General features: G+C 66.9%; 20 protein-coding genes, 1 tRNA gene and 3 pseudogenes. 6 read left to right on the top strand and 18 right to left on the bottom strand.

Annotated elements, in window-relative coordinates; genetic code table 11:
• Window positions 1–79: 79 nt before the first annotated feature.
• The 4 genes from OMK73_RS30440 to OMK73_RS30425 all read right to left on the bottom strand — a co-directional run bounded on the left by OMK73_RS30440 (window position 80) and on the right by OMK73_RS30425 (window position 4,122).
• Entirely contained in the window at window positions 80–964 is an 885-nt protein-coding gene (locus OMK73_RS30440) for an alpha/beta fold hydrolase (protein ID WP_267605297.1), read from the bottom strand.
• A gap of 13 nt (window positions 965–977) precedes the next feature.
• Window positions 978–1,547, bottom strand: coding sequence for a 3-isopropylmalate dehydratase small subunit (gene leuD, locus OMK73_RS30435; protein WP_267605296.1), 570 nt, complete (start codon window positions 1,545–1,547; stop codon window positions 978–980).
• A 93-nt stretch (window positions 1,548–1,640) separates the two neighbouring features.
• Window positions 1,641–3,059: a 3-isopropylmalate dehydratase large subunit gene (gene leuC, locus OMK73_RS30430; RefSeq protein ID WP_267605295.1), complete on the bottom strand. Its 1,419-nt coding sequence runs from the start codon at window positions 3,057–3,059 to the stop codon at window positions 1,641–1,643.
• A 52-nt stretch (window positions 3,060–3,111) separates the two neighbouring features.
• A complete protein-coding gene (locus OMK73_RS30425; RefSeq protein ID WP_267605294.1) occupies window positions 3,112–4,122 on the bottom strand; it encodes a tripartite tricarboxylate transporter substrate binding protein in 1,011 nt (336 codons plus the stop codon).
• Between the two features lie 172 nt (window positions 4,123–4,294).
• Here OMK73_RS30425 and OMK73_RS30420 point away from each other — a divergent pair.
• Window positions 4,295–5,214, top strand: a pseudogene (locus OMK73_RS30420) (LysR family transcriptional regulator).
• Between the two features lie 4 nt (window positions 5,215–5,218).
• On the opposite strand, the gene chrA reads toward OMK73_RS30420, so the two are convergent.
• The 6 genes from chrA to OMK73_RS30395 form a co-directional block, all read right to left on the bottom strand.
• A complete protein-coding gene (gene chrA, locus OMK73_RS30415; protein ID WP_267605293.1) occupies window positions 5,219–6,580 on the bottom strand; it encodes a chromate efflux transporter in 1,362 nt (453 codons plus the stop codon).
• A gap of 334 nt (window positions 6,581–6,914) precedes the next feature.
• Window positions 6,915–7,427, bottom strand: coding sequence for an NUDIX domain-containing protein (locus OMK73_RS38485; protein WP_324291780.1), 513 nt, complete (start codon window positions 7,425–7,427; stop codon window positions 6,915–6,917).
• Window positions 7,352–8,029 (bottom strand): adenylyltransferase/cytidyltransferase family protein, encoded by a 678-nt coding sequence (locus OMK73_RS38480; protein ID WP_324291779.1) that lies wholly within the window; start codon window positions 8,027–8,029, stop codon window positions 7,352–7,354. The genes OMK73_RS38485 and OMK73_RS38480 overlap by 76 nt, the downstream gene beginning before the upstream one ends.
• Window positions 8,030–8,045: 16 nt before the next feature.
• A complete protein-coding gene (locus OMK73_RS30405; protein ID WP_267605291.1) occupies window positions 8,046–8,489 on the bottom strand; it encodes a GNAT family N-acetyltransferase in 444 nt (147 codons plus the stop codon).
• Between the two features lie 229 nt (window positions 8,490–8,718).
• Window positions 8,719–8,793, bottom strand: a tRNA-Cys gene (locus OMK73_RS30400).
• 153 nt (window positions 8,794–8,946) lie between these two features.
• Entirely contained in the window at window positions 8,947–9,369 is a 423-nt protein-coding gene (locus OMK73_RS30395) for a hotdog fold thioesterase (protein WP_267605290.1), read from the bottom strand.
• Between the two features lie 235 nt (window positions 9,370–9,604).
• On the opposite strand from OMK73_RS30395, the pseudogene OMK73_RS30390 reads away from it, so the two are divergent.
• Together OMK73_RS30390 and OMK73_RS30380 are read left to right on the top strand one after the other, a co-directional pair.
• Window positions 9,605–11,469: pseudogene (locus OMK73_RS30390) on the top strand (putative bifunctional diguanylate cyclase/phosphodiesterase).
• Window positions 11,470–11,700: 231 nt separating this feature from the next.
• The gene (locus OMK73_RS30380; RefSeq protein WP_267605287.1) at window positions 11,701–12,909 is read left to right on the top strand and encodes an HDOD domain-containing protein; all 1,209 of its coding nucleotides are present in this window, start codon (window positions 11,701–11,703) and stop codon (window positions 12,907–12,909) included.
• A 539-nt stretch (window positions 12,910–13,448) separates the two neighbouring features.
• Here OMK73_RS30380 and glmS read toward each other — a convergent pair.
• On the bottom strand, window positions 13,449–15,287 hold the full coding sequence (gene glmS, locus OMK73_RS30375) for a glutamine--fructose-6-phosphate transaminase (isomerizing) (protein ID WP_267605286.1): 1,839 nt from the start codon (window positions 15,285–15,287) through the stop codon (window positions 13,449–13,451).
• A 120-nt stretch (window positions 15,288–15,407) separates the two neighbouring features.
• Window positions 15,408–16,769 (bottom strand): bifunctional UDP-N-acetylglucosamine diphosphorylase/glucosamine-1-phosphate N-acetyltransferase GlmU, encoded by a 1,362-nt coding sequence (gene glmU, locus OMK73_RS30370; RefSeq protein ID WP_267605284.1) that lies wholly within the window; start codon window positions 16,767–16,769, stop codon window positions 15,408–15,410.
• Between the two features lie 256 nt (window positions 16,770–17,025).
• Here glmU and OMK73_RS30365 point away from each other — a divergent pair, with 256 nt between their 5' ends.
• Window positions 17,026–17,892 (top strand): DUF6279 family lipoprotein, encoded by an 867-nt coding sequence (locus OMK73_RS30365; RefSeq protein ID WP_267605283.1) that lies wholly within the window; start codon window positions 17,026–17,028, stop codon window positions 17,890–17,892.
• 18 nt (window positions 17,893–17,910) lie between these two features.
• On the opposite strand, the gene ttcA is transcribed toward OMK73_RS30365, so the two are convergent.
• The 3 genes from ttcA to OMK73_RS30350 all read right to left on the bottom strand — a co-directional run bounded on the left by ttcA (window position 17,911) and on the right by OMK73_RS30350 (window position 20,243).
• Window positions 17,911–18,852, bottom strand: a complete 942-nt coding sequence (gene ttcA / locus OMK73_RS30360; RefSeq protein WP_267605282.1) for a tRNA 2-thiocytidine(32) synthetase TtcA — start codon at window positions 18,850–18,852, stop codon at window positions 17,911–17,913.
• A 174-nt stretch (window positions 18,853–19,026) separates the two neighbouring features.
• Window positions 19,027–19,428: a dihydroneopterin aldolase gene (locus OMK73_RS30355; protein WP_267606570.1), complete on the bottom strand. Its 402-nt coding sequence runs from the start codon at window positions 19,426–19,428 to the stop codon at window positions 19,027–19,029.
• 68 nt (window positions 19,429–19,496) lie between these two features.
• Window positions 19,497–20,243: an SDR family oxidoreductase gene (locus tag OMK73_RS30350; RefSeq protein ID WP_420715681.1), complete on the bottom strand. Its 747-nt coding sequence runs from the start codon at window positions 20,241–20,243 to the stop codon at window positions 19,497–19,499.
• A gap of 95 nt (window positions 20,244–20,338) precedes the next feature.
• Between OMK73_RS30350 and OMK73_RS30345 the strand changes: the two are divergent.
• Together OMK73_RS30345 and OMK73_RS30340 are read left to right on the top strand one after the other, a co-directional pair.
• Window positions 20,339–21,545, top strand: a pseudogene (locus OMK73_RS30345) (class I SAM-dependent methyltransferase).
• A gap of 43 nt (window positions 21,546–21,588) precedes the next feature.
• On the top strand, window positions 21,589–21,783 hold the full coding sequence (locus tag OMK73_RS30340; RefSeq protein WP_267605280.1) for a DUF2905 domain-containing protein: 195 nt from the start codon (window positions 21,589–21,591) through the stop codon (window positions 21,781–21,783).
• A gap of 738 nt (window positions 21,784–22,521) precedes the next feature.
• Here the strand turns inward: OMK73_RS30340 and OMK73_RS30335 are convergent.
• From OMK73_RS30335 to OMK73_RS30325, 3 genes are all read right to left on the bottom strand, one after another.
• Complete coding sequence (locus OMK73_RS30335) at window positions 22,522–23,757, bottom strand: multifunctional CCA addition/repair protein (RefSeq protein ID WP_267605279.1); 1,236 nt, start codon at window positions 23,755–23,757, stop codon at window positions 22,522–22,524.
• Between the two features lie 8 nt (window positions 23,758–23,765).
• The gene (locus OMK73_RS30330; protein ID WP_267605278.1) at window positions 23,766–24,455 is read right to left on the bottom strand and encodes a glutathione S-transferase family protein; all 690 of its coding nucleotides are present in this window, start codon (window positions 24,453–24,455) and stop codon (window positions 23,766–23,768) included.
• A 201-nt stretch (window positions 24,456–24,656) separates the two neighbouring features.
• Window positions 24,657–25,682, bottom strand: a complete 1,026-nt coding sequence (locus OMK73_RS30325; protein WP_267605277.1) for a complex I NDUFA9 subunit family protein — start codon at window positions 25,680–25,682, stop codon at window positions 24,657–24,659.
• Window positions 25,683–25,737: the final 55 nt, after the last annotated feature.

Below are 25,737 nucleotides of genomic sequence, written 5' to 3'. Positions count from 1 at the left end.
GAATGCGTTCGGTTGGGACAGGGGCGAAGACAGCGAGTGTAAGCCAGCCCGGCTCGCTGCGCATTCGCCCGTTGCGTCTTTAACCTGCGCCCAGCAGGAAGGGCAGCGTCTCTTCCAGCAGCAACTCCGGCATTTCCTCGGCAATGTAGTGCCCGCACGGCAGGCTCTTGCCGCTCACGTTGCGCGCCACCTTGCGCCACTCCTCCAGCGGCGCGAAGCAGCGGCCCACCGCGCCCTGCTCTCCCCACAGCGCCAGCATCTCGCACTCGACCTTGCGCCCGGCGGCCAGGTCGGCGCGGTCGTGCTCGAGATCGATCGACGCGCTGGCGCGATAGTCCTCGCACAGCCCGTGCGCCGCGCCCGGCAGGCTGAGGCAGCGCAGGTATTCCGCCATGGCCGCCTCGGTGAACGGCGCTAGGCCGGCGCTGCGGCTGCCCATAGTGCTGCGCAGGTAGAGCGCCGGATCGGCCTCGATCAGCGTCTCGGGAAACGGCGCGGGCCGGATCAGGAAGAACCAGTGGTAATAGGCCAGCGCGAACTGCAGGTTGGTCTGCTCGTACATCGCCAGCGTGGGCGCGATATCGAGCGTGACCAGCCGGCGCACGGCATCCGGATGATCCAGCGCCATGCGGTGCGCCACGCGCCCGCCGCGGTCGTGCGCCATCACCAGGAAGCGCGCGAAGCCCAGCGCGCGCATCGCCGTGACCTGATCCTGCGCCATGCTGCGCTTGCTGTAGTTGGCGTGGTCCGGCAGGCCGGCGGGCTTGCCGCTGTCGCCGTAGCCGCGCAGGTCGGTGGCGACCACCGTGAAGTGCCGCACCAGCGTGGCGGCGACCTTATGCCAGATCACATGCGTTTGCGGATGGCCATGGAGCAGCAGCAGCGCAGGGCCCTGGCCGCCGACGATGGCGTTGATCTCGACGTCGCCGCATGGAATGCGGTGCGGGGTGAAACCTTCGAACACAATCCGTCCTCCTTCAGGCGGACAGTCGCGCCATGGTCTTGGCGGCGACGTCCTGCAGCCAGGGCTGCGCATGATGATGACGCCGCGCGAACCCGGCGATCTGCGACGACTGTGCCAGCGTTGCACCGATCATGTCCAGCCCTTGCCGGAACATGGTGCGGTGGCGCTCGGCCAGCGTGAAGGCAAAGCGCACGGGGCCAGCGCTCACCGTCATCGCCGCGAGGTCGATGTCGATCTGCGCAGGCACGTCGCGCGACACTACGGCCATCAGCGCATCCACTTGCGCCTGCGGCAGCATCACCAGCAGCAGGCGGTTGTTCATGGCATTGGAGTAGAAGATCTCGCCAAAGCTCGGCGCGATCACCGCGCGGATGCCGAATTGCTGCAAGCCCCATACAGCGTGCTCGCGGCTTGAGCCGCAGCCAAAGTTCGGGCCGGCCACCAGCACGCCCGCACCCTGGTACCGCGGCTGGTTGAGCACGAACTCCAGGCGCGGCGCGCCTTGCGCGTCGAAACGCATATCGTAGAGCAGGCCACGGTCCAGCCCCGCCTTGTCGATGATGCGCAGGAACTGCTTGGGCATGATCTGGTCGGTGTCGAGGTTACCGATGGGCAGGGCGCGCCGAGCGCGGAGATCAGGTCGGAATCGTGATCAGGTATTGAATCAGGCATTGCATCAGGCATCGGTCTGCTCCAGGCGGCGTACATCGGTGATGCAGCCGGTCAGCGCCGCGGCGGCGGCCATGGCGGGACTCATCAGGTGGGTGCGCCCGGCGCGCCCCTGGCGTCCCTCGAAATTGCGGTTGGTGGTGGAGGCGCAGCGCTCGCCCGGCGCGAGTACGTCGTCGTTCATGGCCAGGCACATCGAGCAGCCCGGCTTGCGCCATTCGAAGCCTGCATCCAGCAGCACCTGCGCAATGCCTTCTTCCTCCGCCTGCTGGCGCACCGCGCCGGAGCCCGGCACCACCATCGCGCGCACGCCTTCGGCCACCTTGCGCCCGCGCACGATGGCGGCCACCGCGCGCAGGTCTTCGATGCGGCCATTGGTGCACGAACCGATGAACACGCGCTGCACCGGCAAGCCTTCGAGCGAGGCACCCGCCTGCAGGCTGATGTAGTCCAGCGCCTTGGCGGCAGCGCTGCGCGCCGTGTCGTCGACGGCATCCTCCACCAGCGGCACGCGCGCATCGATGGGGATCGCTTGATCGGGGCTGGTGCCCCAACTCACGTACGGCGCCACATGGCTGGCGTCGAACACCAGCTCGCAGTCGAACTTGGCATCCGCATCGGAGTGAAGCGCGCGCCAGCAGGCCAGCGCGCGCTCGCGCAGCGTTGCATCGATATCGGCGGCGCGGGCCAGCACGTAGTCGATGGCCGCCGCATCCGGCGCGATCAGCGCGCCGCGTGCGCCGGCTTCCACCGTCATGTTGCACAAGGTCATGCGCGCCTCGATGGACAGCGCGGCGATGGCGCTGCCGGTGAACTCCACCACATAGCCACGCGCGCCCTGCGCGCTGATGCGGCTGATGATATGCAGGATCAGGTCCTTCGCGGTGGCGCCGCGCGGCAGCATGCCGTCCACGCGGATGCGCAGGTCCATCGCCACGCGGTACACCAGCGTCTGCGTGGCCAGCACGTGCTCCACCTCCGACGTGCCGATGCCAAAGCCAAGCGCGCCCAGCGCGCCGTAGGTGGTGGTATGGCTGTCGCCGCACAGCACCACCATGCCCGGGCGGATCATCCCGTGCTCGGGCGCGATCACGTGCTCGATGCCCTGCAGCGCGTCATCGGTATCGAACAGCGGGATGCCGTGCTGGTCGCAATTGCGCTTGAGGTTGCGCGCCTGCAGCGCCGAGGCGGGATCCTGGATGCGGCGCGGGCTTTCGGCATGGGTGGGAATGATGTGGTCCACCACCGCCACCTGCTGGCCCGGCGACGGCACGCCCCGGCCCTGCGCGGCCAGCCCGGCGAAAGCCTGCGGGCTGGTGTATTCGTTCATCAGGTGCAGATCCGCGTAGAGCAGCACGTGGTCGGCGTCGAGCGCGGCCACGGTGTGCGAATCCACCAGCTTGCGATAGAAGGTAAGGCCTGACATGGGACAGCCTGCTTGATGTGGGTTAGAAAATGCGCGGGAGACAGAACTGCGCTTACTCCGGCGTGATGCCGGCCTGCTTGATCTGCGCGGCCCAGCGTTTGATTTCCTTGTGCAGCATGGCGTCGGCCTGGGACGGGCTCATGCTGAGCGGCTCGAAGCCTTCCTTGAGCAGGCGCGCCTTGATCTCCGGTGCGGCCAGCGCCTGGTTCAGCGTCTGGTTGAGCCTGGCGATCACGTCCTTGGGCGTGCCGGCCGGCGCGCTGACGATGAACCAGGTCTCGAAGGCGTAGTTGGGCAGGCCCGCCTCGGCGATGGTGGGCACATCGGGCAGCAGCGGCGAGCGCTTGGGCCCGGTCACCGCCAGTGCGCGCAGCTTGCCGGCTTGCACCTGCGGCAGCGCGGCCGACAGCACCGGGAAGCTGAGCTGCACCTGGCCGGCGATGGTGTCGACCATGGCCGGGCCGCCGCCCTTGTACGGCACGTGCAGGATGGCGGTGCCGGACTCCGACTTGAACAGCTCCGCCGCCATATGGAAGGTGCTGCCAGTGCCCGCCGAGCCAAAGCTCAGTTGCCCGGGGCGGCTCTTGGCCAGCGCGATCAGCGCCTTCACATCCTTGGCCGGCAGGCTGTTGGTCACCACCAGCACATGCTGCGAGGTGCCCATGGTGCCGACCGACATCAGGTCGCGCTCGGTGTCGAACGGCAGCTTGGCGAACAGCGAAGGATTCACCGCCAGCGCCACGTTGTTGATGGCCAGCGTATAGCCATCGGGCTTGGCCTTGGCGGTCTGGTCCATGCCGATATTGCCGGAGGCGCCCGCGCGGTTGTCCGCCACCACGGGCTGGCCGAGCTGCCGGCCCCACGCTTCGGTGATCAGCCGCGCGGCGATGTCGACGCTGCCGCCGGGGGCAAACGGCACGATCAGGCGGATCGGGCGCGCGGGAAACGTCTCGGCCGAGGCGGCTGCCGGCGCGAGGGCAACCGACAGGGCGACAGCGCCCAAGGCTAGCGATAGCCGGCGGATCCAGCAGATCCGGCGGGCGATGGCGGCAAAGCGGGTCATATGGGGTCTCCTGGGTGGCCGGCTGGCTGACGGGGAACGCCCCCAATGCCGCCGCACTTATTGAAATGCCAGTTTAACCATTGAACCCACCGCTATAATTTCATCCACAGACTTTCATTCAGTCGCTGATTTCACTAATCTCGACACCAGACGCAACGTTGTACCGTGCACCGTGGACAATTTCTCCGACCTCGCCTTCTTCGTTACCCTGGTCAAGCGCGGCAGCCTGGCCGGCGCGGCCCAGCAGTTCGGCATCACGCCCTCGGCCGCCAGCAAGCGGCTGGCGGCGCTGGAGACGCGCCTGGGCGTGCGCCTGCTCAACCGCACCACGCGCCGTCTGAGCGTCACGCAGGAAGGCGAGGCCTACCTGGCCCAGGGCGCACGCATCCTGGCCGAGCTGGAGGAACTGGAGCAAGGGCTGGGCGGCAGCCGGGTGGCGCCGCGCGGGCTGCTGCGGGTCAACGCCACGCTGGGCTTCGGCCGGCGCCACGTGGCGCCGGCGGTGGGCGCCTTCCTGCTGGCCTGCCCCGAGGTGGAGGTGCAGCTTGAACTCACCGACCGCCCGCTCAACCTGGCCGAAGCGGGCTTCGACATCGGCATCCGCGTGGGCGACCTGCCCGATGCGCGCCTCACCGCCCGCCCCTCGCGCACAACCGCCGCCTGCTATGCGCCGCGCCGCGCTACCTGGCCAGCCACGGCGAGCCGGCCTCGCCGCGCGAGCTGCAGCAGCATCGCTGCATCGTGATCCGGGAAAGCGACGCCACCTACGGCACCTGGCACCTGCGCTCGGCGAGCCGGCAGGAAACCGTGAAGGTGCGCGGCCCAGCCAGCACCAACGATGGCGAAGTGGCGCTCGGCTGGGCCTTGCAAGGCCACGGCATATTGATGCGCTCCGAATGGGAGGTGGCGCCGATGCTCAGGTCCGGGCGGCTGCGCCAGGTGCTGCCCGACTGGGAGACACCGCCGGCCGATGTGTTCGCGGTATTCCTCACGCGTGACCACCTCACGGCCAAGGTGCGCGCATTCGTGGACTTCCTGGCGGAGCACTTCGCGGCCCATCGCGTGGCGGGCGCGCCCTATAGTGGCTGGTAGCCGCTCAGGCCATGCCGCGCACGAACACCAGCGCCAGCCCGGCGGCGCCGCAAGCGAGGATCACCGGGATCACGCCAGCCTTGAAACGGAACAACGCCACCGCCGCGGCCAGGCCGATCAGCGCGCAGGGCCACTCGAAGCGCCCTTGCAGCCCGGCGGGCCACAGCACGTGATAGGCAAAGAACACCGCCAGGTTGACGATCACGCCAACCACCGCCGCGGTGATGGCGGTCAGCGGCGCGGTGAACTTCAGGTTGCCGTGCGTGCTCTCCACGAACGGCCCGCCCAGCAGGATGAACAGGAACGATGGCAGGAAGGTGAAGAACGTCACCACCGTCGCCGCCACCACGGCCGACGCCACCACCGCATCGGCACCGAACACGGCCTGCGCCCAGCCGCCGACAAAGCCGACGAAGGCCACCACCATGATGAGCGGGCCGGGCGTGGTTTCGCCTAGCGCCAGGCCGTCGATCATCTGCGGCGCGGTAAGCCAGTGGTAGTGTTGAACAGCGCCCTGGTTGACGTAGGGCAGCACCGCATAGGCGCCGCCAAAGGTCATCAGCGCGGCCTTGGTGAAGAACCAGCCCATTTGCGTGAGCGTGCCCTGCCAGCCGTAGCGCCAGGCCAGCGCGCCCAGCGCCAGCGCCCAGATCGCCAGGAACACCGCCAGCACCAGCGCGAAGCGCTTCCACGTGAAGAGCGCATGCGGCGGCGTGGGCGTGTGATCGTCCAGCAGCGCGGGGCCAAAGCCGGCCTTGCCCGCGCCGTGCCCGCCCCCGCTGGCAAAGCGCGCGGGCGCAAACCGGCCGCCCGCGTAGCCGATCAAGGCCGCGACCAGCACGATGACCGGAAACGGTAGCTCCAGCGCGAAGATGGCGACGAACGAAGCCGCCGCGATCGCCCACAACCAGCTGTTCTTCAGCGCCCGCGAGCCGATGCGCCACGCCGCCGACATCACGATGGCCGTCACCGCCGGCTTGATGCCGTACAGCACCCCCGCCACCGCCGGCACCTCGCCAAAGCGCATGTAGATCCACGACAGCAGCATCAGGATCAGCAACGACGGCAGCACGAATAGCCCGCCCGCGATCACCCCGCCCCAGGTGCGGTGCATCAGCCAGCCGATATATGTCGCCAGCTGCTGCGCCTCCGGGCCGGGCAGCACCATGCAGTAATTGAGCGCATGCAGGAAACGGCTCTCGGAGATCCAGCGGCGCCGCTCGACCAGGTCCTCGTGCATGATGGCAATCTGCCCCGCCGGCCCCCCAAAACTGATGAAGCCCAGCTTGAGCCAGTACCAGAAAGCCTGGCGCAGGCTGATGGCGGCCGGGGCTGCGGTGTCCGGCGTGGTAGTCGAAGCTTGCATGGGAGCCAATATGGGAGTGGAGGCCAGCGACAGGCGGGGCGCCTAAGATAGCAGAGGCTTGTGTCGACTTGTTTGCCAACCACCCATACAGCCGGCCTGGATGAAGCGCATTAGCAACACCAGCGCTGCTGGCCAAAGGCTGGCCTAGGCCAGAGCGCGCTGCGCGGCCGCCACGGCGGCCGTGCGGGTCTCCACGCCGAGTTTCTCGTAGATGTGCCCGCGCGGCGTCAGCTCGGTTGGCGCCGCCGCATCGTTCACCGCTATTGCATGACCAACCAGTTCACATCTCATCTACCGCCGTGGTAGCGGACACTGATCCCGGCGGCGGGTCGGCTCAGCCCGCCGGCTGCGCCTCGCCGTCGAACAGATGCAGGAAGCGATCGAGGATCAGCAGGTGATCCTCGAACATCTGCCCTTCCAGCGCCAGCAACTCCTGCTGCGGCACCCAGCGCACCGCGGCCGCGTCATCGGCGGCGGCCACCGCCGGGAGCGCATCGAGCGGCAGGTCGAAGAAGAAAGCGTGGGTCAGCGTGCGCCCGCGCTGGCTGCGCTCGGGATGGTCGAACAGCGCCTGGTCGCGCAAGGACTGCTGCAACGCTGCCTTGGGCAGGCCGAAGCGTGTTTCCTCGTCGAGCTCGCGCAGCACCGCATCGGCCACGCGCTCGTGCTGGTCCAGGAAGCCGCCGGGCAGCGCCCAGGCGCCACGTCCTGGCTGTCCGCCACGGCGGATCAGCAGCACCTGGCCGCAGCAGCGCACCACCGCATCCACGGTCACGAAGATCGGCGGATACGGCGCGGCCGCCCAGCGGCGGCCGTGGTCCTGCAGGAAGCGGTACTCGGCCAGCAAGGTCGCGAACGCTTCGCGCCCGGCGAACTCGCGCAGGAACGCGGCCACCGGCTGCGGCAGCACGCTCTCCAGCCCTTGCAGGCCCCCTGCTGCTCGAACCATTGGCGGCGCACGTCGGCAGCATTGAGCTGCCCGAAGCTTGGCTGCGGCACCAGCTCCCAGCCGGGGAAGTCATTGAGGTAGCCCGAGGACGCATCCTTGAAGTGCCCGAACAGGCCAACGCGCGGCGTGCCGTGCGCGGGCGCATCGATCACCGCGCCCGCCACGGCGCGCACTGCCGCTGTCCAGCGCGCGCTTTCGTAGTAGTCGCGCACCACCACAAAACGCAGGTCGGCAACGCGCGCGGCGTCCCAGGCCGCCACCGCGCCCTCGATCATCTGGCGGCGCTCATCCGCGGTAAACGGGTTCTTCACGGTGCGGGCGCCACCCGCGGAACCCAGCACAACGATCACCGTGCGGGCCTGCGCCAGCGCCTGGCGCAGCATGGCGAAGTGCCCGTTGTGCAAGGGCTCGAAACGGCCGATATAGACCAGGTAATCGAAGGGGACAGCGCTCGCCGGCTGGGTCGGGTTCAGTGGGTTCGTCGTGTTCGTCGGGGTCATCGGCACGTCAGGTGGATCATTTCAGCTCGCAACACATGCATAGCGGCAGCGCGCCCTCTTGCTGCCGGAATTCGCGCGACGCGCGCACTTCCGGTGGCAAGCGATCGGCCGAGATCAGCGAGAACCCGTAGCGGGCAAAGTAGCTGGGGCAAGTGGCGCTCAGCAGCACGGCGCGCGTGCAGCCGCTGGCACGGGCGCGCATCAGCACGGTGGAAACCATATGGGAGGCGATGCCGCGATCGCGATAGGGCGGCAACACCGCGACCGAGCGCACGACTATGGTGTCGCCATAGCCTTCTGCGCCGGCGCAACCGACAATCCCGCCGTCGAGCACGGCAATATGGAACAACGCCAGCGAGGGATCGAGATCGTCGCTGGCGAGGCCACAGGCTTCAAGAACTTCCGCGATTGCCGGCCAGTCGGCCGGTTGTGCGGCGCGGATACGCAGATCTCTTGTCATTGCAATTATCTCCCCGCCACGCACGATGGCGGAGGTTGTCATGGATGGACTGCGCTGACTTCACACTACATGATTCGGGCGACTTGTTCCAGCGGGGAAAACGGCATAAATGACGCCTTGTCCGCTGCTTGCGTGGAACAAGTGGGCAAGGCCTTGCCAGGCGCCGATGGCCGGAGGCAGGAGGGACTGACAGGAGAGTGCGGGCGGAACACCCGCATGACTGGAAACCTGGAGGCGGGGGAACGGAATTGAACCGCCGTGTACGGCTTTGCAGACCGTCGCATAACCACTCTGCCACCCCGCCGCTGCCGGGACGCCGCGTTTTGGCGTCCGCTTACAGTGCGGGGCGCAGTGTAGCCGGAAATGAAAAACTCTGCACGGAGCGCGAAGCGGCGGCCGGGAGCGCGCTTGCTCAAGGCCGGGACATCGCACCATGCCGGCCTTGGGGCCGTGGCGCTCAGCGCGAAAGAATGGACATGGTGATCCGGGAGACGCACACCATCTTGCCTTCGTCGTTGCGGATCTCGATGGCCCACACATGGGTGGTGCGGCCGATATGCACCGCCGTGGCGGTGCCGGTCACAAAACCGGTGCGCGCCGCGCGCACATGGTTGGCATTGATGTCGAGCCCGACACAATATTGCGTCTCGCTATCCAGGCACAGGCTGGCGGCGCAACTGCCCAGCGTCTCCGCCAGCACCACCGAAGCCCCGCCGTGCAGGATGCCATACGGCTGCACGGTGCGGCGGTCCACCGGCATGCGTGCACTGAGCGAAGCCGCGCCGATCTCGGTGAACTCGATGCCGAGTTGCTCGACGGCGGTGTCCTTGTGGCGGTCCTGGAGGTCTTTCAGGGAGGGGTCGATTTCCACAGCATGCACGGTCTCCGGTCTGGTTTGTGCTGCATTCTAAGGCACCAGTGCGCGAACGTTCGCGGGGCGGGAAGTACCCGGCAAATCCGTGTCAGCCAGACTTGGGCCATCGATGTATCGAGGGGCCTCCTGTGCAACGGCGCCACAATCTCTTGCCAGGTAACGCATTCGCGTGATCGAACGTCGTGGTAAAGCGTTAAACTGGCATGCGCAGCATGGGTAACATGTATCCAAAATCACTTTAATGCGCAAGACAGCCAGGCACGGCAGCGCTGGCGGCGTTCGATCACCAGACGCTCAATTCGGCCCGAGTTTCAACCAGAGTTCCATGACGTCGTTTACGTATGACGCAGTTCTAGCGGACGAGCCCCCTGAATGGCCATCCTCCGACCGGAACCCGCTCCTATCCGCCGGGGTATCGGCGCGGGCTGCCTGGGCATTGCTCGAGGCTTCGGGCGGGCTCGCCCTGCAGATCGATGACGCGGGCAACATCATCCTGGCAACCGAAGCCTCGGCGCAGCTGCTTGCCTATCCCCGGGAATACCTTCTTAAATCCTCGATCCTGGACGTCGTCTCGTTCGAGCAGCGTGAGCGGCTCGCCGAGCTGCTGCGTGCCTGCGAGCAAGACGCGCCCTGCAAGACCAGCCGCATCCGCTTCTCCGGCGGCGTCGGCGAAAGCCGCTGGCTGGACCTGCGCGTGTGCCGCTATGCCGACGAGGATGGCAACCCGAGTTTGCTGCTGTCTGGCTACGACGTGACCGACTGGGTCGACAACGAAGAGCGGCTCATCGAGGCGTCCTTTCGCGATCCGCTCACCGGCGTAGGCAACCGCGCCATGGTGCGCGAGCGCATTGCCGGGTACTTTGCCGAAGATGGCACGGGAAAGGCGCCATTTGCGCTTGCCTTGATGGACCTCGACGGGTTCAAGAAGGTGAATGACTCGCTCGGCCATGAATTTGGCGACGCCTTGCTCAAGCAAATCAGCGTGCGGCTGCTTGGCGCCGTGCGCCCGACGGACATGGTCGCTCGGCTGGGCGGCGATGAGTTCGTGCTGCTGCTGGACGGGATCGCATCGGAAGAGGCCGCCATCGGCATCGTGGAGAAGGTGATCCATGTCTGCAGGCAGCCTTTTCACCTGGCCGGTTGCCAGATCCGCGTCACCACCAGCCTGGGGCTCACCTTTGGCACGCTGGCCCATCAGCCCGAGTCGCAGCTGCTCAAGCGGGCGGATCTGGCCATGTATGACGCCAAGGCGCAGGGCAAGAATCGATTCCGCGTCTACACGCCGGAGCTGGAGCATCGGCTGGACGAGCAGTTCCGGATCGAACAGAACATGTTCGAGGCCGTCCAGAACGGCGAGTTCCTGCTCCACTACCAGCCGATCGTGTGGCCCGGCTCCGGCAAGGTCTGCGCGGTCGAGGCGCTGATGCGGTGGCAACACCCGACGGGGTGTGTCCCGCCGGGTGTGTTTATCCCGGTTGCCGAACATAACGGCCTCATCAACCATCTTGGGGCGTGGGCGCTACGGTGCGCTTGCGCGCAACTGGCAAGCTGGGATGCGCTAGGCCTGGACGTGGGATATATATCCGTCAATGTCTCGCCGGTGCAGTTCAGGCACCCCGGCTTCGCGGACAGCGTCAGGCGGGCCATCAAGGATGCCGGCATCAGCTCGCACCGGCTGGTCCTGGAAATTACGGAAGGCGCGTTGATGACCGACCCCGAAGCGGCGCAAGACTTGCTGACGGAGTTGCGCGCATTGGGCGTGCGGTTCGCGGTCGACGACTTCGGCACGGGGTACTCCAGCTTGTCCTACCTGCGCCGCTTCCCGCTCTCGGCACTGAAGATCGACCAGAGCTTTGTGGCCGACATGATGGACTCCCGCATGCGCGGACCATTGTGTTTGCCGTGCTGTCGCTCGCGCGGGAGCTCGGGCTGGTGGCCATCGCGGAAGGCGTGGAGTCCGACGAGCAAAGCCAGTTGCTGGCCGAGCAAGGCTGTGAGCTGGTGCAGGGCTGGCGCTATGCGAAGGCGATGAGCCCGGCCCAGTTCGTGGACCAGGCGCGAGCCGGCATGCTGCAGCTTGGCAGCGCCCAAGTGTTTTCGAAGTAGACGCCGCCATGTCAAACAAGACGTTCTTCGAGACACTATGGAACCGCATGGCGCAGCAAGGGGATTTCCCCACGCTGCAGTTCTGCATCGACAACATCTTCAAGACGCTGAACAGCGACACCAGCGTCGGTGAGATGGCCGCGGGCGTGCTCTCCGATTTCAGCTTGTCGCAGAAGGTCATACGCCTGGCCAACTCCGCCATGTATCGCTCGTTCGGGGGAAGTCACGACGGTGTCGCGCGCCATCCTGGTCCTGGGGGTAGAAGCGATCAGCCACCTCACGCTCGGGGTCCAGTTGCTGGACTATTTTTCCGGCGTGGCCATCAATCGCCCGCAGGCTTCCATCGAGCTGAGGCAGGCCCTGGTCGCCGGCGAGCTCACGCGCGCGCTGAGCAACGCGCAAGGCATCAGGCAGGCGGAAGAAGCCGTGGTTTGCACGTTGATGCACCACATGAGCCGCCTGCTTCTGGTCTTCTACTTTGCCGAGGAGTGGGAACGGATCCAGGCCCTGTGCGAGGGCGACCCCGCGCGGGAAGACCAAGCGTGCCAGCAGGTGCTGGGCGTCACCCTCGAAGACATTGCGGCAGCGGCTGCCGCCAAATGGCGGTTGCCCAGCCTGATCGCAACCTCGATGCGCAGCCAGCGCCTTGACGCCGAAGCAGTCCTGGAATCCCATGCCGACTGGCTGGGTGCCATTGCCGACGTGTCCTCGCGTGCCGCGGTGCTGCTCGCAAGGGACGCGCCCGCAGACGTCGTGCAGGCCCTGCTGCTGGATCGCGCCCAGGCATTGGGGTTGCAATCTTCCGCGGTCGAATGCGCGGTCAGGCAGGCGCAGGCATTGAACGTCTCCATGACCAATGCCGAGTTCCCGGAGACAGCACAGGCGAGCCCTGCGCTCAATGCCGGCAAGCCAAAGGATGCCCTCGAGCGCCTTCAGCAAAGCCTGCTGGAAGTACAGCGCGAGGGCAGCGAGCTGCCGGTCTCCGAGCTGGCGCCGCTGGTGCTCGAATCGACCATGCAGGCGCTGAATTTCTCGCATTGCTTCCTCATGCTGCTCAACCCCATGGCCAAGCGCTTCGGCGCACGGGTTGGATTTGGCGAGGGCATGCGCGAGAAAATGGAGGCGCTATCGTTCGAGGAAGGATTCGTCCCCGACATCTTTCACTTCGCCACCATCGGCAACAAGCCGCTGCTGTTCGAAGACTCCTTTGACAAAGAGGTGGCGCACCGCGTGCCCCGCTGGTATCGGGAACAGATGCCCGATACCCGCTCCATCCTGCTGGCGCCCGTGATGATCAAGAATCGCTGCGTCGCCGTGATCTGCGGAGACTGGGGCCCAACCGCCTGCACGGGCGGGCTGTCCGATGGGGAGATGGAAGCCATCAGCCTGCTCACGCGGGAGATCTCGGCGAGCTTCCTCCGGTCTGCCGAGCACAGGTAGGCGCGGCGCTGGCCACAGGCATTGTTATCCCCAACATCCTGGGCGGCGTAGGAGCCGCCCGGCAAGCCAATCTTCAGTCATTCCCGAGGCAAGACGTGCGGCGGGACGCCTAGAGCACCTGGCCCGCATATTCGCATTGGTGTTTTAGGTTTTTATCGTCTTCCTGCTTGCCTGGATCTGCAGGAGGCCTTGTGTCGGGCACGTCAATCGGCGAGAACACAGCCGTGCGAGATGTTTGGCCATTGACGGGGACTATTCAAGTCCACCAAACGAACGAGGCGAACGAAGTGAACGAGCGCATGGCGCGCCCCGGCGGCGTTGGCCGATACCAAAGTAGGCAACTCACCGATAGCGTGCGGCGAGCCGAAAGACCATCCTGAAACCAGTATCGGCGCAAAGCCGGCCGTCTGGCCGCGCGCCCTCCACCGGCAACTGGCATGAATACGCGCTTACCCATGCCGGCCAAGCCGCCCGGCCGGCCAGGCGTTCCTGGCCATGCCGTGCGGCGCGGCTTGCAGCAGCTATCGCTATCGCTTGCGTTACTCCACCGTGACCGACTTGGCCAGGTTACGCGGCTTGTCCACGTCGGTACCGCGCGCACAGGCGGTGTGGTACGCCAGCAATTGCAGCGGCACGACGTGCAGGATCGGCGACAGGTCGCCGTAGTGCTCGGGCAGGCGGATCACCTGGATGCCCTCCGTGGACTGGATGTGCGTGTCGCTGTCGGCGAACACATACAGCCGGCCGCCGCGGGCGCGCACTTCCTGGATGTTGGATTTCAGCTTTTCCAGCAGCGCGTCGTTGGGCGCCACCGTGACCACGGGCATGGCCTCGGTCACCAGTGCCAGCGGGCCGTGCTTGAGCTCGCCAGCCGGATAGGCTTCGGCGTGGATATACGAGATTTCCTTGAGCTTGAGCGCGCCTTCCAGGGCGATGGGGTAATGCAGGCCGCGGCCCAGGAACAGCGCGTTTTCGCGGCGGGCAAAGTCCTCGGACCAGGAGATGATCTGCGGCTCCAGTGCCAGCACGCCGTGCAGGGCCACAGGCAGGTGGCGCAGGTTGGTCAGCGCGGCGGCTTCCGCCTCGGCCGTGAGCCTGCCGCGTACCTTGGCCAGCGCCAGGGTCAGCATGTACAGCGCGGCGAGCTGGGTGGTGAAGGCCTTGGTCGACGCCACGCCGATCTCGGTGCCGGCGCGGGTCAGGAAGCGCAGTTCGGTCTCGCGCACCATGGCGCTGGTGGATACATTGCACACCGCCAGGGTATGCGTGTGGCCCAGCGACTTGGCGTGGCGCAGGGCGGCCATGGTATCGGCGGTCTCGCCGGACTGCGAGATCACCACCACCAGCGCGCGCGGATTGGGCACGGTCTCGCGGTAGCGGTACTCGCTCGCCACCTCGACCTGGGTCGGGATCTTGGCCACCGATTCGAGCCAGTACTTGGCGGTGCAGCCCGAGTAATAGCTGGTGCCGCAAGCCAGGATCAGCACGCTGTCGATCTCGCTGAACACGCTCTGGGCCGTCTCGCCGAACAGTTCCGGCGTGATGGCCTCGATGCCTTCCAGCGTATCGCCGAGCGCGCGCGGCTGCTCGAAGATTTCCTTCTGCATGAAGTGGCGGTACGGGCCCAGCTCCACCGCCGCGGCGTGCGTCTCAACCACGCGCACTTCGCGCTCGACCAGGTGGTCGTGCGCGTCGCGGATGGTGGCGCCTTCGCGGGTGAGCTCCACCACGTCGCCTTCTTCCAGGTAGATGATGCGGTTGGCGGTACCCGCCACGGCCAGCGCGTCGGAGGCCAGGAAGGATTCGTTGTCGCCCAGCGCCACCACCAGCGGCGAGCCGGCGCGGGCGCCGACCACGCGTTCCGGATGGTCCTTGGAGAACACGGCGATGGCGTAGGCGCCGCGCAGGCGCTTGGTCACCGCGCGCACCGAGGCGAACAGGTCGCCGCGCGTGGCGCTGCTCGGGTAGGTGTAGACCTGGTGGATCAGGTGGGCCACCACTTCGGTGTCGGTCTGCGACTCGAAGCCGTAGCCGGCGGCGCGCAGCTCTTCGCGCAGCGGCTCGTAGTTCTCGATGATGCCGTTGTGCACCAGCGCGATGGACTCGCCCGAGAAATGCGGGTGGGCGTTGGTGGTGTCAGGCTTGCCGTGCGTGGCCCAGCGCGTATGCGCCACGCCAATCATGCCGGACAGGCCGGACGCGCGGGTCTGCTCGTCCAGGTCAGCCACGCGCGAGACCGTGCGGGCGCGCTCGAGCGCGCCATCGCGCACCACCGCCACGCCACACGAATCATAGCCACGGTACTCGAGGCGACGCAGTCCTTCGATCAGGACAGGAACGATATTGCGCGAGGAAACCCCGCCGACGATGCCGCACATATTCTTCTCCCACAGGGCGCGGACACGGCCGCACCGGATGAATGGCGCGAGGACGGCGATGCCGTCTCCCGCGAGTTGCCATTGCCGTGCGGCCGTATCCCGGCCGCACGGTGGCGGGGTTTATTTCTTGGCTTGCTTGACCGGACGCTGCCACGCGTCGAGCGTCATCTGCTTGGAGCGCGACAGCGTCAGCTTGTCGGCCGCCGCCTCCTTGGTCAGCGTGGTGCCGGCGCCAATGGTGGCGCCGCGGCGCACGGTCACCGGCGCGACCAGCTGCGTATCGGAACCGATAAAGACATCGTCCTCGATGACGGTGCGGTACTTGTTCGCGCCATCATAGTTGCAGGTGATGGTGCCCGCGCCGATGTTGACGCGCGAGCCGACCGTGGCGTCGCCCACGTAGGCAAGGTGGTTGGCCTTGCTGTGCGCGGCGATCTGGCTGTTCTTGACCTCGACGAAGTTGCCGATATGCACGTCTTCGCCCAGCACCGTGCCCGGGCGCAGGCGCGCGTACGGGCCGATGCGGCCGGCCGCGCCAACGCTGGCATCCTCGAAATGACAGAACGGCTGCACCCGCGCGCCAGCGCCTACGGTGCTGTTGCGCAGCACGCAGTTGGCGCCGATATGCGCGCCGTCTTCGAGGTGCACGCGGCCTTCGAACACGCAGTTCACGTCGATGGTGACGTCGCGCCCGCAGGTGAGCTCGCCGCGGATATCGATGCGCGCCGGATCCAGCAGCGTCACGCCGGCTTCCAGCAGGCGCTGCGCCAGGTTGCCCTGATGAATGCGCTCCAGCTCGGCGAGCTGCACCTTGCTGTTGACGCCCAGCGTTTCCCACAGCGCATCGGGCTGTGCGGAAACCACTTCCATGCCGTCCGCCACCGCGCGCTCGACAGCGTCGGTCAGGTAATACTCACCCTGGGCGTTGTCGTTGCGCAGCGTGGACAGCCAGCGGCGCAGCGGGCCGGTGGGCGCCAGGATGATGCCGGTATTGATTTCACGGATGGCGCGCTGCGGCTCGCTGGCATCCTTTTGTTCGACGATGCGCACGATCTTGCCCGCGTCGCGCACGATGCGGCCATAGCCTGTGGGGTCATCCATCTCGACCGTCAGGATGCCGAAGCGCTCACTGCCGGCCGCGACCACCAGGCGCTGCAGCGTGGCGGCTTCGGTCAGCGGCACATCGCCGTACAGCACCAGCGTCGGCTGGCTGTCGTCGAGCAGCGGCAGCGCCTGCGCCACGGCATGGCCGGTGCCAAGCTGCTCGGCTTGCAGGGCAAAAGCGACGTCTGGCGCGCCAACCGCCTCGCGCACGCGGTCGGCGCCATGCCCAACCACCACCACGAGCCGGGTCGGCAACAATTTGCGTGCCGTTTCAATCACATGAGCAAGCAGCGGCCGGCCAGCGAGGGGATGCAGGACCTTGGGCAGCGCAGAGTTCATCCGCTTGCCCATTCCTGCAGCGAGAATGACGATATTCACAAGGAGGATCCTAAGTGAGTGTGTACAGCAAACAGTATGAATCACCCCCTCGGAGAGCCCGGGGCCGGCAGCGTTGGCCAGGATCCTGGCCCGAACCCCGAAACCGGCGGCAAAGCCAGCATCGGCCGGGAATCGCGGGCGCGATCAGCTGCCAAAACGCGCGGAAAAGGATTCTATCATGGGGGTTTTGCGCCGTTTGACCGCCTTTCCCTTCCTGCGTGGGGACCTTCTCCGGCGTCTCTTTCTGGTCACAGCCGTGGTCGCCCTGACGGCCTGCAATGCCATGAAGCTAGGCTACCAGCAGGGCGACCGGCTCGCCTACTGGTGGATCGACAACTACGTCGATGTCTCCGCCAGCCAGGAACCCCTCACCCGCGACGCCATCGCCCGCTTCTTCGCCTGGCACCGCAAGGACCAGTTGCCCGAGATCGTCGGCCTGCTGCGCCAGGCCAGGAGCGAGGTACAGCAACCGGTCTCCGCGGCCGCGGTCGGCAAGATCCAGGACGACGCCCAGCGCCTGGCACGCGTCGCCTTCGATCGCTCCACGCCCGACGTGGCCGACCTGTTGCTGACGCTGACGCCGGAGCAGATCGCCCGCATGGAGAAGAAGTTCGCCGATGCCAACGCCAAATACCGCAAGGAATACCTGCGCCCCGACCCGGCCGCCCGCGAGGAAGCCCGGTTCGACAAGATAATGGACTACGCGCGGCTGGTTTATGGCCGCTTCTCGAGTGACCAGGAAGCCACCATCCGCCGCGCCATGGCACCCGTGGTGCAAGGCGCCGAGGCGCGCTATGCGGAGCGCGTCAAGCGCCAGCAGGAATGGCTGGCGCTGGTGCGCCAGGTGCAGGCCGAGCATCCGCCCAAGGCCCAGGTCGTGGAGATGCTAAAGCGCTATGGCGATCACTGGCAGAACCCGCCTACCCGGGAACGCAATGCCCGTTATGACGCCAATAACGAGGCTGGGCTGGCGCTTACCACCACCATCGCCAACCTGACCACGCCGGAGCAGAAGGCCCACGCGGCGGATCGCTTCCAGAAATGGATTGAGGATGCGAATGCGTTGATGCGGGATGGCACCGTCAATGCGGCAGCGGCCCGGCCAGCGCGCGCGGAGAACTGATGGGGGCCGCCGGGTGGCCTATTCGGCGGCAGGCTGCGCCGGGTTGGCCGGCGCGGGTTTCTCGAAGCGCACGAATTCCAGCTTGTTCTCTTCCATGCCGCCGGCAAAGACCAGCGGCTGCTGGGAGAAGGTGGTCTCGCCGAACAGCGCCGCCTCGTCCACCTTGGCCAGGCCCGTTGCCAGCCCGTTGAAATCGAACAGATCGGTATCGGCCAGATGCGACGGCACCACGCTGCGCAGCGCGGCGAAGATATTGTCGGTGCGCCCCGGATTGGTCCGCTCCCACTCCAACACCATCTCCTTGACCTTCTTGCGCTGCAGGTTCTCCTGCGAGCCGCACAGGTTGCACGGGATGATCGGGTACTCCATGGCGCGCGCGTAGCTGGCAATGTCCTTTTCAGGGCAATAGGCCAGCGGGCGGATCACGATGTGCTGGCCGTCGTCGGTGGCCAGCTTGGGTGGCATCGCCTTCATCTTGCCGCCAAAGAACAGGTTCAGGAAGAAGGTCTGGATGATGTCGTCACGATGGTGGCCCAGCGCGATCTTGTTGGCGCCGAGCTCCTTGGCGGTACGGTAGATCACGCCGCGGCGCAGGCGCGAGCACAGCGAGCAGGTGGTCTTGCCCTCGGGCACCTTCTCCTTGACGATGGAATAGGTATCCGCGTCGACAATTACGTACTCCACCCCCACCGATTTCAGGTAGGCGGGCAGGATGTGCGCGGGAAAACCCGGCTGCTTCTGGTCCAGGTTCATCGCGATCAGCTTGAACTTGACCGGCGCGCGTTTTTGCAACGCCATCAGCACCGACAGCATGGTGTACGAGTCCTTGCCGCCGCTTAGGCACACCAGCACCGTGTCGCCATCCTCGATCATCTTGAAATCGCCGATGGCGCGGCCCGTCTGCGACTGGAGATAGGTCTCCAGACGGAAGAAGTTCTTGGAATGCGTGGTGGCGGTCATGGCGATGGGGCGATGGGGCGATGGGGCAATGGGTACGGCAAAGCAAAGGCAAAGCGGCGCGCAATGCGGCCGTTGCATCACATGCAGGCTGCCGGGGCCGGAGAACCCGGCATTTTACCGTGAGCCGCCACCCTGCGCCGGTGGCCTGCCAGGGCAACTAGCTCACTGACTAACTTACTCGCTCTTGATGTGGAACACCTCGACGCCGACCGAATCGCAGTCCGGATAGACGTCCGGCTTTTCGGTCGATACGCGCACGGCGCGCACCTTGGGGTGCTTGAGCATGGCGCGCGCCACGTCGTCGCACAGGGTTTCCTGCAGGTGGACGTGGCCCTGCGCCATGCGCTCGGCGACCGTATTGCGCATGAAGTCGTAGTCCACCACTTCCTGCAACTTGTCGTCCTGCGGCGTGCTCTGGGCCAGCGGCACGAACAGGTCGATATTGATCAGCACGCGCTGTTCGCCCTTTTTCTCGAATTCGTGCACGCCGATATTGATCCGCACTTCGTAGTTGCGCAAGAACATGCGGCGGCAGTCTTGCAGGCTGGGGTGTGTGAGGGCGGCGAGCATGGTCATGATGGGGGAGAGGAAAAAGAAGGAGAAGGCACGCGCGGTCATGGCGCGCGCGCCGGTACGTTATTCGATTATTCAGTCAGGAACATCACGTCGCGCGCCAGCGGCATCAGGTGCTGGCCGCCGTCGACGTAAAGCGTGGTGCCGGTCACGGCGCGCGCCTCGGCCAGGTAGGCCACCGCCTGCGCGATGTCTTCCGGCGTGGACGACTGCCCCAGCGGCGTCATGCGGTGGGCGCGCCGGAAGCCCGGGCTGGACTGGTCGCCCGAGACCATGGTGATGCCGGGCGCCACGCCCACCACGCGCAGCTTGGGCCCCAGTGCCTGGGCCAGTTGCACGGTGGCCGTCTGCAGCGCCGCCTTGGACAGGGTGTACGACAGGAAGTCCGGATTCAGGTTATCCAGCTTCTGGTCGAGCAGGTTGATGACCACGCCGCGCTGCGTGTCCGACATGGCACGGTGCATTTCCCGCGCGAGCAGCAGCGGCGCGGCCACATTGGTGCGCATATGCGTATCGAGCGAGGCATAGGAAAAGCTGGTGGCCACGTCGTACTGGAACAGCGAGGCATTGTTGACCAGGCAGGTCGGCACGCCCAGCGCATCGGTGCAGGCCTTGATCAGCGTGGCGGTGGACGCCTCGTCGGCCAGGTCGGCCTGCAGCACGGCGGCGCGCCGTCCGCCGGCGCGGATCTGTTCGGCCAGCGCCTCGGCCTCGGCCAGCGAGCGGTGGCAGTGTACCGCCACGTCCCAGCCGCGCGCGGCCAGTTCCAGCGCGATCACGCGCCCGAGCCGGCGCGCGGCGCCGGTGACAAGCGCGATGCCGCGCGCGGGGTAGCGGAGGCTGCGGCGGCGGTAGCGCCGGCAGGCGATGCGGAGTCAGGGGATTCGGAGGCTGGCATTGCTACAATCGCGGTATGCACAAAGGCATTAGTTTACCCTTCCCCCGCCGACGCACTGTCGGCGTCCGCCGCGCTGACCGCGCACATCGGCCAGGCTATCGACGACGCGGGCGGCTGGCTCGGTTTCGACCGCTATATGGCGCTTGCGCTATATGCGCCCGGGCTGGGCTACTACAGCGGCGGCGCCGCCAAGTTCGGCCGCGACGCGCGCGATGGCAGCGACTTCATCACCGCCCCCGAGCTCAGCCCGTATTTCGCCCGTACGCTTGCGCGCCAGTTCGCGCCCCTGCTGGCGCAAGGCCTGTCGCAGGTCCTGGAATTCGGCGCCGGCACCGGCCGGCTCGCCGCCGACCTGCTGCTGGCCCTGGAGCAGGAAGGCCAGTTGCCCGAGCGCTACGCCATCGTCGAGCTCTCCGGCGAGCTGCGCGCGCGCCAGCAGGCCACGCTGGCCGCGCGCGCGCCGCACCTGGCCCCGCGCGTCGCCTGGCTGGATACGCTGCCCGAGCATTTCGAGGGGATCGTGGTCGGCAACGAAGTGCTGGACGCCATGCCGGTGAGGCTGTTCGCCCGCAGCCATGGCCGCTGGCTGGAGCGCGGCGTAGCCCGCCGGGATGACGATGCCGATCAAGCGGACGCAGCGGACGCCGCCTTTGTCTTCTCCGACCGCCCCCTGGCGGCAGATGCCCTGCCCGAGGCGCTGCACGCCGTGGCCGGCGACCACGATATCGTCACCGAAACCCACGCCGAGGCCGAAGGCTTCATGCGGGCGGTGGGCACGATGCTCACGCGCGGGGCGGTGTTCCTGATCGACTACGGTTTCCCCGCCGCCGAGTACTACCATCCGCAGCGCGTCGGCGGCACGCTGATGTGCCACTACCGCCATCACGCCCACCCGGACCCCTTCCTCTACCCCGGCCTGCAGGACATCACCGCCCACGTCAACTTCAGCGGCATCGCCCACGCCGCGGCTGATGCCGGGCTGACGGTGGCCGGCTTCGCCTCGCAGGCGCGCTTCCTGATGAATGCCGGCATCACCGAACTGCTGATGGCGCTGGACCCCAACGACACGCGCAACTTCCTGCCCGCCGCCAACGCTGTGCAAAAGCTGCTGTCGGAGGCCGAGATGGGCGAACTGTTCAAGGTCATCGCGCTGACCCGCGACTTCGATGCGGCGCTGCCGCTGGCCGGCTTCGCACGCGGCGATCGCAGCCACGCGCTATAGTCCTGCCACCGAATCCCACCCTTTATCCTCTAGGCACGCCGCCATGCTGCGCTGGACTTTCACCATCTTCCTCGCCGTCGTCGTGCTGTCGTCGGCGCTGCCCTGGCTGCAGAAGCTGGGGCTGGGGCGGCTGCCGGGGGATTTGCGGTTTCGGTTGTTCGGGCGGGAGTTCGTGTTGCCGTTTGCTTCGACGATTCTATTGTCGATGGTGGCGTTGGTGATTGGGAAGTTGTTCTAGCGCCTGAGGACGCCGCGGCATGGTGGCGGATATCGCCTCTGCGACCGCCCGCCCTCTCCCCGGCCCCTCTCCCGCCAGGCGGGGAGGGGAGCAAACCGACGGGAATAGAGAACCAATCGGTGTAGCCGTGATTTCCGCCGGCCAGGCGGAAATCACCCGCCCGCGATGCGCAGCGAGCCGTCAAGGTTTTCATCTCCCGTTATGCGGCGCCTCGTCGGCAAGCCAAAAGAGCGGAAAAGAGGGACCCATGTCTGAGCATCGCCCTAAGGCGATGTGAGTTTGGCCCCCGGCCGCTCTTTTTGCCTGCCGACGAGGAGTCTTTCGCCCCATCCGGGTCGCCTTCTTTGCCTACTTTCTTGGCGAGACAAGAAAGTAGGTCGCCTCCCCGCAGGGGAGGTGAAACTGCCTTTGACTTTAAGCCGTTGAGCTTTTGACCTTTTGACGTCAAGCAGGCCAACGCCACATCCAACGCCCGCCCTCTCCCCCGACCCCACTTGACACGGTTGCTCTCCCGCCAGGCGGAGGGGGAGCACCCTGTTGGGATTTGAACACCACGGGCCAGCGCAAACGCGCAAGCCCCGGGTGCCAAACGAAGCTGACAGGATGCGCCGAAGCCGCCTGGAACGACGACGGTGTTTACTCCCTATCCCCTCATGGGGAGAGGGCCGCGGAGAGGGGTGGTTTGGCTAGGAGCCACGAAAACCGAGGCCAACGGTTTGGTCCAGCACGACACCTCCCCTACTCCGCGAGCCGCGCCTCCACCGCCGCCACCCGCGCCGCATGCACCCGATCCTTGATCAGGCCCGGATTACCAGCGCATTCCCGCGCCACCGCCCCCGCATCCACCGAAGCCGCCGCCTCCAACGCCATCAACAGCCGCGCCGTCTGCGGATACGCCCGGTCTTCAAACCCAAGCCGCCCTCGCGCATCCGCCTCGCAAGCCTGCAGCGCTTCGGCAAACCGCGCCGGCTTGCGCAGGGCATCGCACCGCTCCAGCAAACGCGTCAGCGCGGCAGCGCCAAACGCCTCGGAGCGATGGATATTGCCGTGCTCGCGCGCCACCACCACCGCCAGGTCACGGCACTCGGTCGGCACGCGCAACCGCTTGCAAACCGCCTCCAGCAATTCCACGCTGCGCTGCTCGTGGCCGAGATGGCGCGGCAGCACATCCTCTGGCGTGGTGCCCTTGCCCAGGTCGTGCACCAGCGCGGCAAAGCGCACCGGCAGCGAGACGCCCATCGCGGCAGCGGTATCCACCACCATCATCACATGCACGCCGGTATCCACCTCCGGGTGGTAATCGGCCCGCTGCGGCACGCCCCATAGCCGGTCCAGCTCGGGCAGCAGCCGCGCCAGCGCGCCGCATTCGCGCAGCACCTCGAACATGCGGGAGGGCCGCGCCTCCATCAGGCCGCGCGCGAGTTCCTGCCAGACGCGCTCAGCCACCAGCGCGTCGACCTCGCCGGCTTCCACCATCCGGCGCATCAGCACCAGCGTCTCCGTCGCTACCGTGAAATCGACAAAACGCGCCGCGAAGCGCGCCACGCGCAGGATCCGCACCGGGTCTTCGGCGAAAGCGTCCGACACATGGCGGAACAGCCGTGCGGCAAGGTCGGGCTGCCCGCCGTAGGGATCGATCACGGGGCCGGTGAGCGCGCCGTCATCGCCCACCGCTTGCGCCATGGCGTTGATGGTAAGGTCGCGCCGCACCAGGTCGTCTTCCAGCGTCACGTCCGGTGCGCAATAGAACGAAAAGCCCTTGTAGCCCGCCGCGGTCTTGCGCTCGGTGCGGGCCAGCGCGTATTCCTCCCGGGTCCTGGGATGGAGGAAAACGGGGAAATCCTTGCCTACCGGCTTGTAGCCTTCGGCTTCCATCTCGGCCGGGGTTGCGCCCACCACCACGTAGTCGCGGTCCTGGCTCGACAAGCCCAGCAGGGCGTCGCGGATGGCTCCGCCTACGGCATAGACCTGCATGGACGAGCTCAATGGTTGATCACGACCGCGTCGGCGCGATCGGGGACGAGACGGTAGGGCTCGTCGGAGGCGACAAAATCGCGCTCTTCATGGGCATCGGCGATCCATGCCTGCATGGCCGGCAGCGCCAGGATAAAGTCCGCATATTGCTTGGCGGCGTCGGGCAGGTGGATGCCGTAGGTGGCAAAGCGGCTGACCACAGGCGCGAAAAATGCGTCGGCGATGGTGAACGTGCCGAACAGGAACGGGCCGGCGCCAGCGTGGCGTGCGCGCAGGCCTGACCAGATCGCGGCGACGCGGTCCACGTCGCGCTGTACCGCTACGTTCCAGCCCATGCCCGGCAGCACCGCGGTGACGTTCATCGGCAACTGGCTGCGCAGGTTGCCGAAGCCCGAATGCATCTCCGCGCAGATCGAGCGCGCGTGCGCGCGCTCGGCACGGTCGGCCGGCCAGAGCTGCTTCTCGGGAAAGGCCTCGGCCAGGTATTCGGCGATCGACAGCGAGTCCCATACGGAGATATCGCCATCGACCAGCACCGGCACCTTGCCAGCGGGCGAGTGCCGGGCAATCGCTTCGTCAAATCCGGCCACGAACAAGCGCACCTTGACCTCCTCGAACGCAATGCCCGCCTGCCGCATCAGCAACCAGGGGCGCAGCGACCAGGAAGAGTAATTCTTGTTGCCGATGACGAGCTTCATCGCAAAATCCTTGCAGGAAACGTGGGGGAGGGAGCGGCCGGGGCAAGCCGCAGCGCGAAGCGTGCGGGCGGAACCACATCCCGGCGAACGAACCATTGTAGCCAGCCGCGCAGAGCGCCTCCAGCGAATTACGCTCGCAGCGATGTGAATCCAGGTCACAAGCGCAAGGCCGAACCGGGCCGCGCCGGCCCTGCCTGCCGCTCAACGGTACCCGCTGCGCCGCAGTCCCAGCATGAAGCTCTCGTGCCCGCGGCCCGCCAGCACATCGGTCATCACCACCTCCAGCCCCACCGGCTGGCGCAGCCCAAGCTCGGGCGCAATCGTCCCGTGCATGACATTGTCGAGCCGCATGGAGTCCAGGTTGTCGCGCGTCATCACCGGTGCGCCCGGCATATGTTCGAGGATGGCTGCCTGCACGCGGGCCAGGGCGTCGGGCAGGTGCAGGACCGGGCGCGGGTGCCCGCTGGCGCGGCCCGCAAAACGCACCAGCTCCTCTAGCGTATAGACCTGCGGCCCCGCCAGGTCGTAGGCGTGACCGATGGTGGCCGGGGTCGCCATGGCGTTGACCATGGCCTGCGCCACGTCCTGCACGTACACCGGCTGGAACCTGGCTTGCGCGCAGGCGAGCGGCACCACCGGCGCCAGTTCCTGCATATGGGCGAACAGATTGAGGAAATGGTCGTCGGGGCCAAATATCACGGACGGACGGAAGATGGTCCAGTCCAGAGCGCTCTCGCGCACCACGCGCTCGCCGTCGCCCTTGCTGCGCAGGTACATCGACGGGCCGGCGCTGTCGGCGCCCAGCGCGCTCATGTGCAACAGCCTGCGCACGCCCGTGCTGCGGCAGGCCTCGACGATGCGCCGCGGCAGGTCCACGTGCGCCGCGGCAAAGGCAGCGCCGTAGGGCTCGGCGCGTTCGCCGTGGAGAATGCCGACCAGGTTGACCACGATGCCGTCGGTGCCCAGCGTGCCGATGGCGGCATTCAGCGCGACATCGTTTCTCACGTCCAGCTCGATCACCTCCACGCGCGGCAACAGCAGCAGGTGCTGCGCATGCTCGGCGTCGCGGGTGGCGACCACGATCCGCTCGGGGTCGAGAGGCGGCTCCACGACGGTGCCCGGCTCCAGCGGCGTGGCCGACGCGGTGGCAACGCCCGCCAGCCGGGCCACCAGGTGGCTGCCGAGAAAGCCGGCCCCTCCGATCACTAGAACGTTGCTGGTCTGCATGGATCTCTCCGTGGCATGGGACGACTGGCGCGTGCTCCAGGGCTGGAGCACGCGC

Source organism: Cupriavidus sp. D39, assembly GCF_026627925.1.
GTDB lineage: Bacteria > Pseudomonadota > Gammaproteobacteria > Burkholderiales > Burkholderiaceae > Cupriavidus > Cupriavidus ulmosensis.
This window is presented reverse-complemented; position numbering and strand designations above follow the sequence as displayed.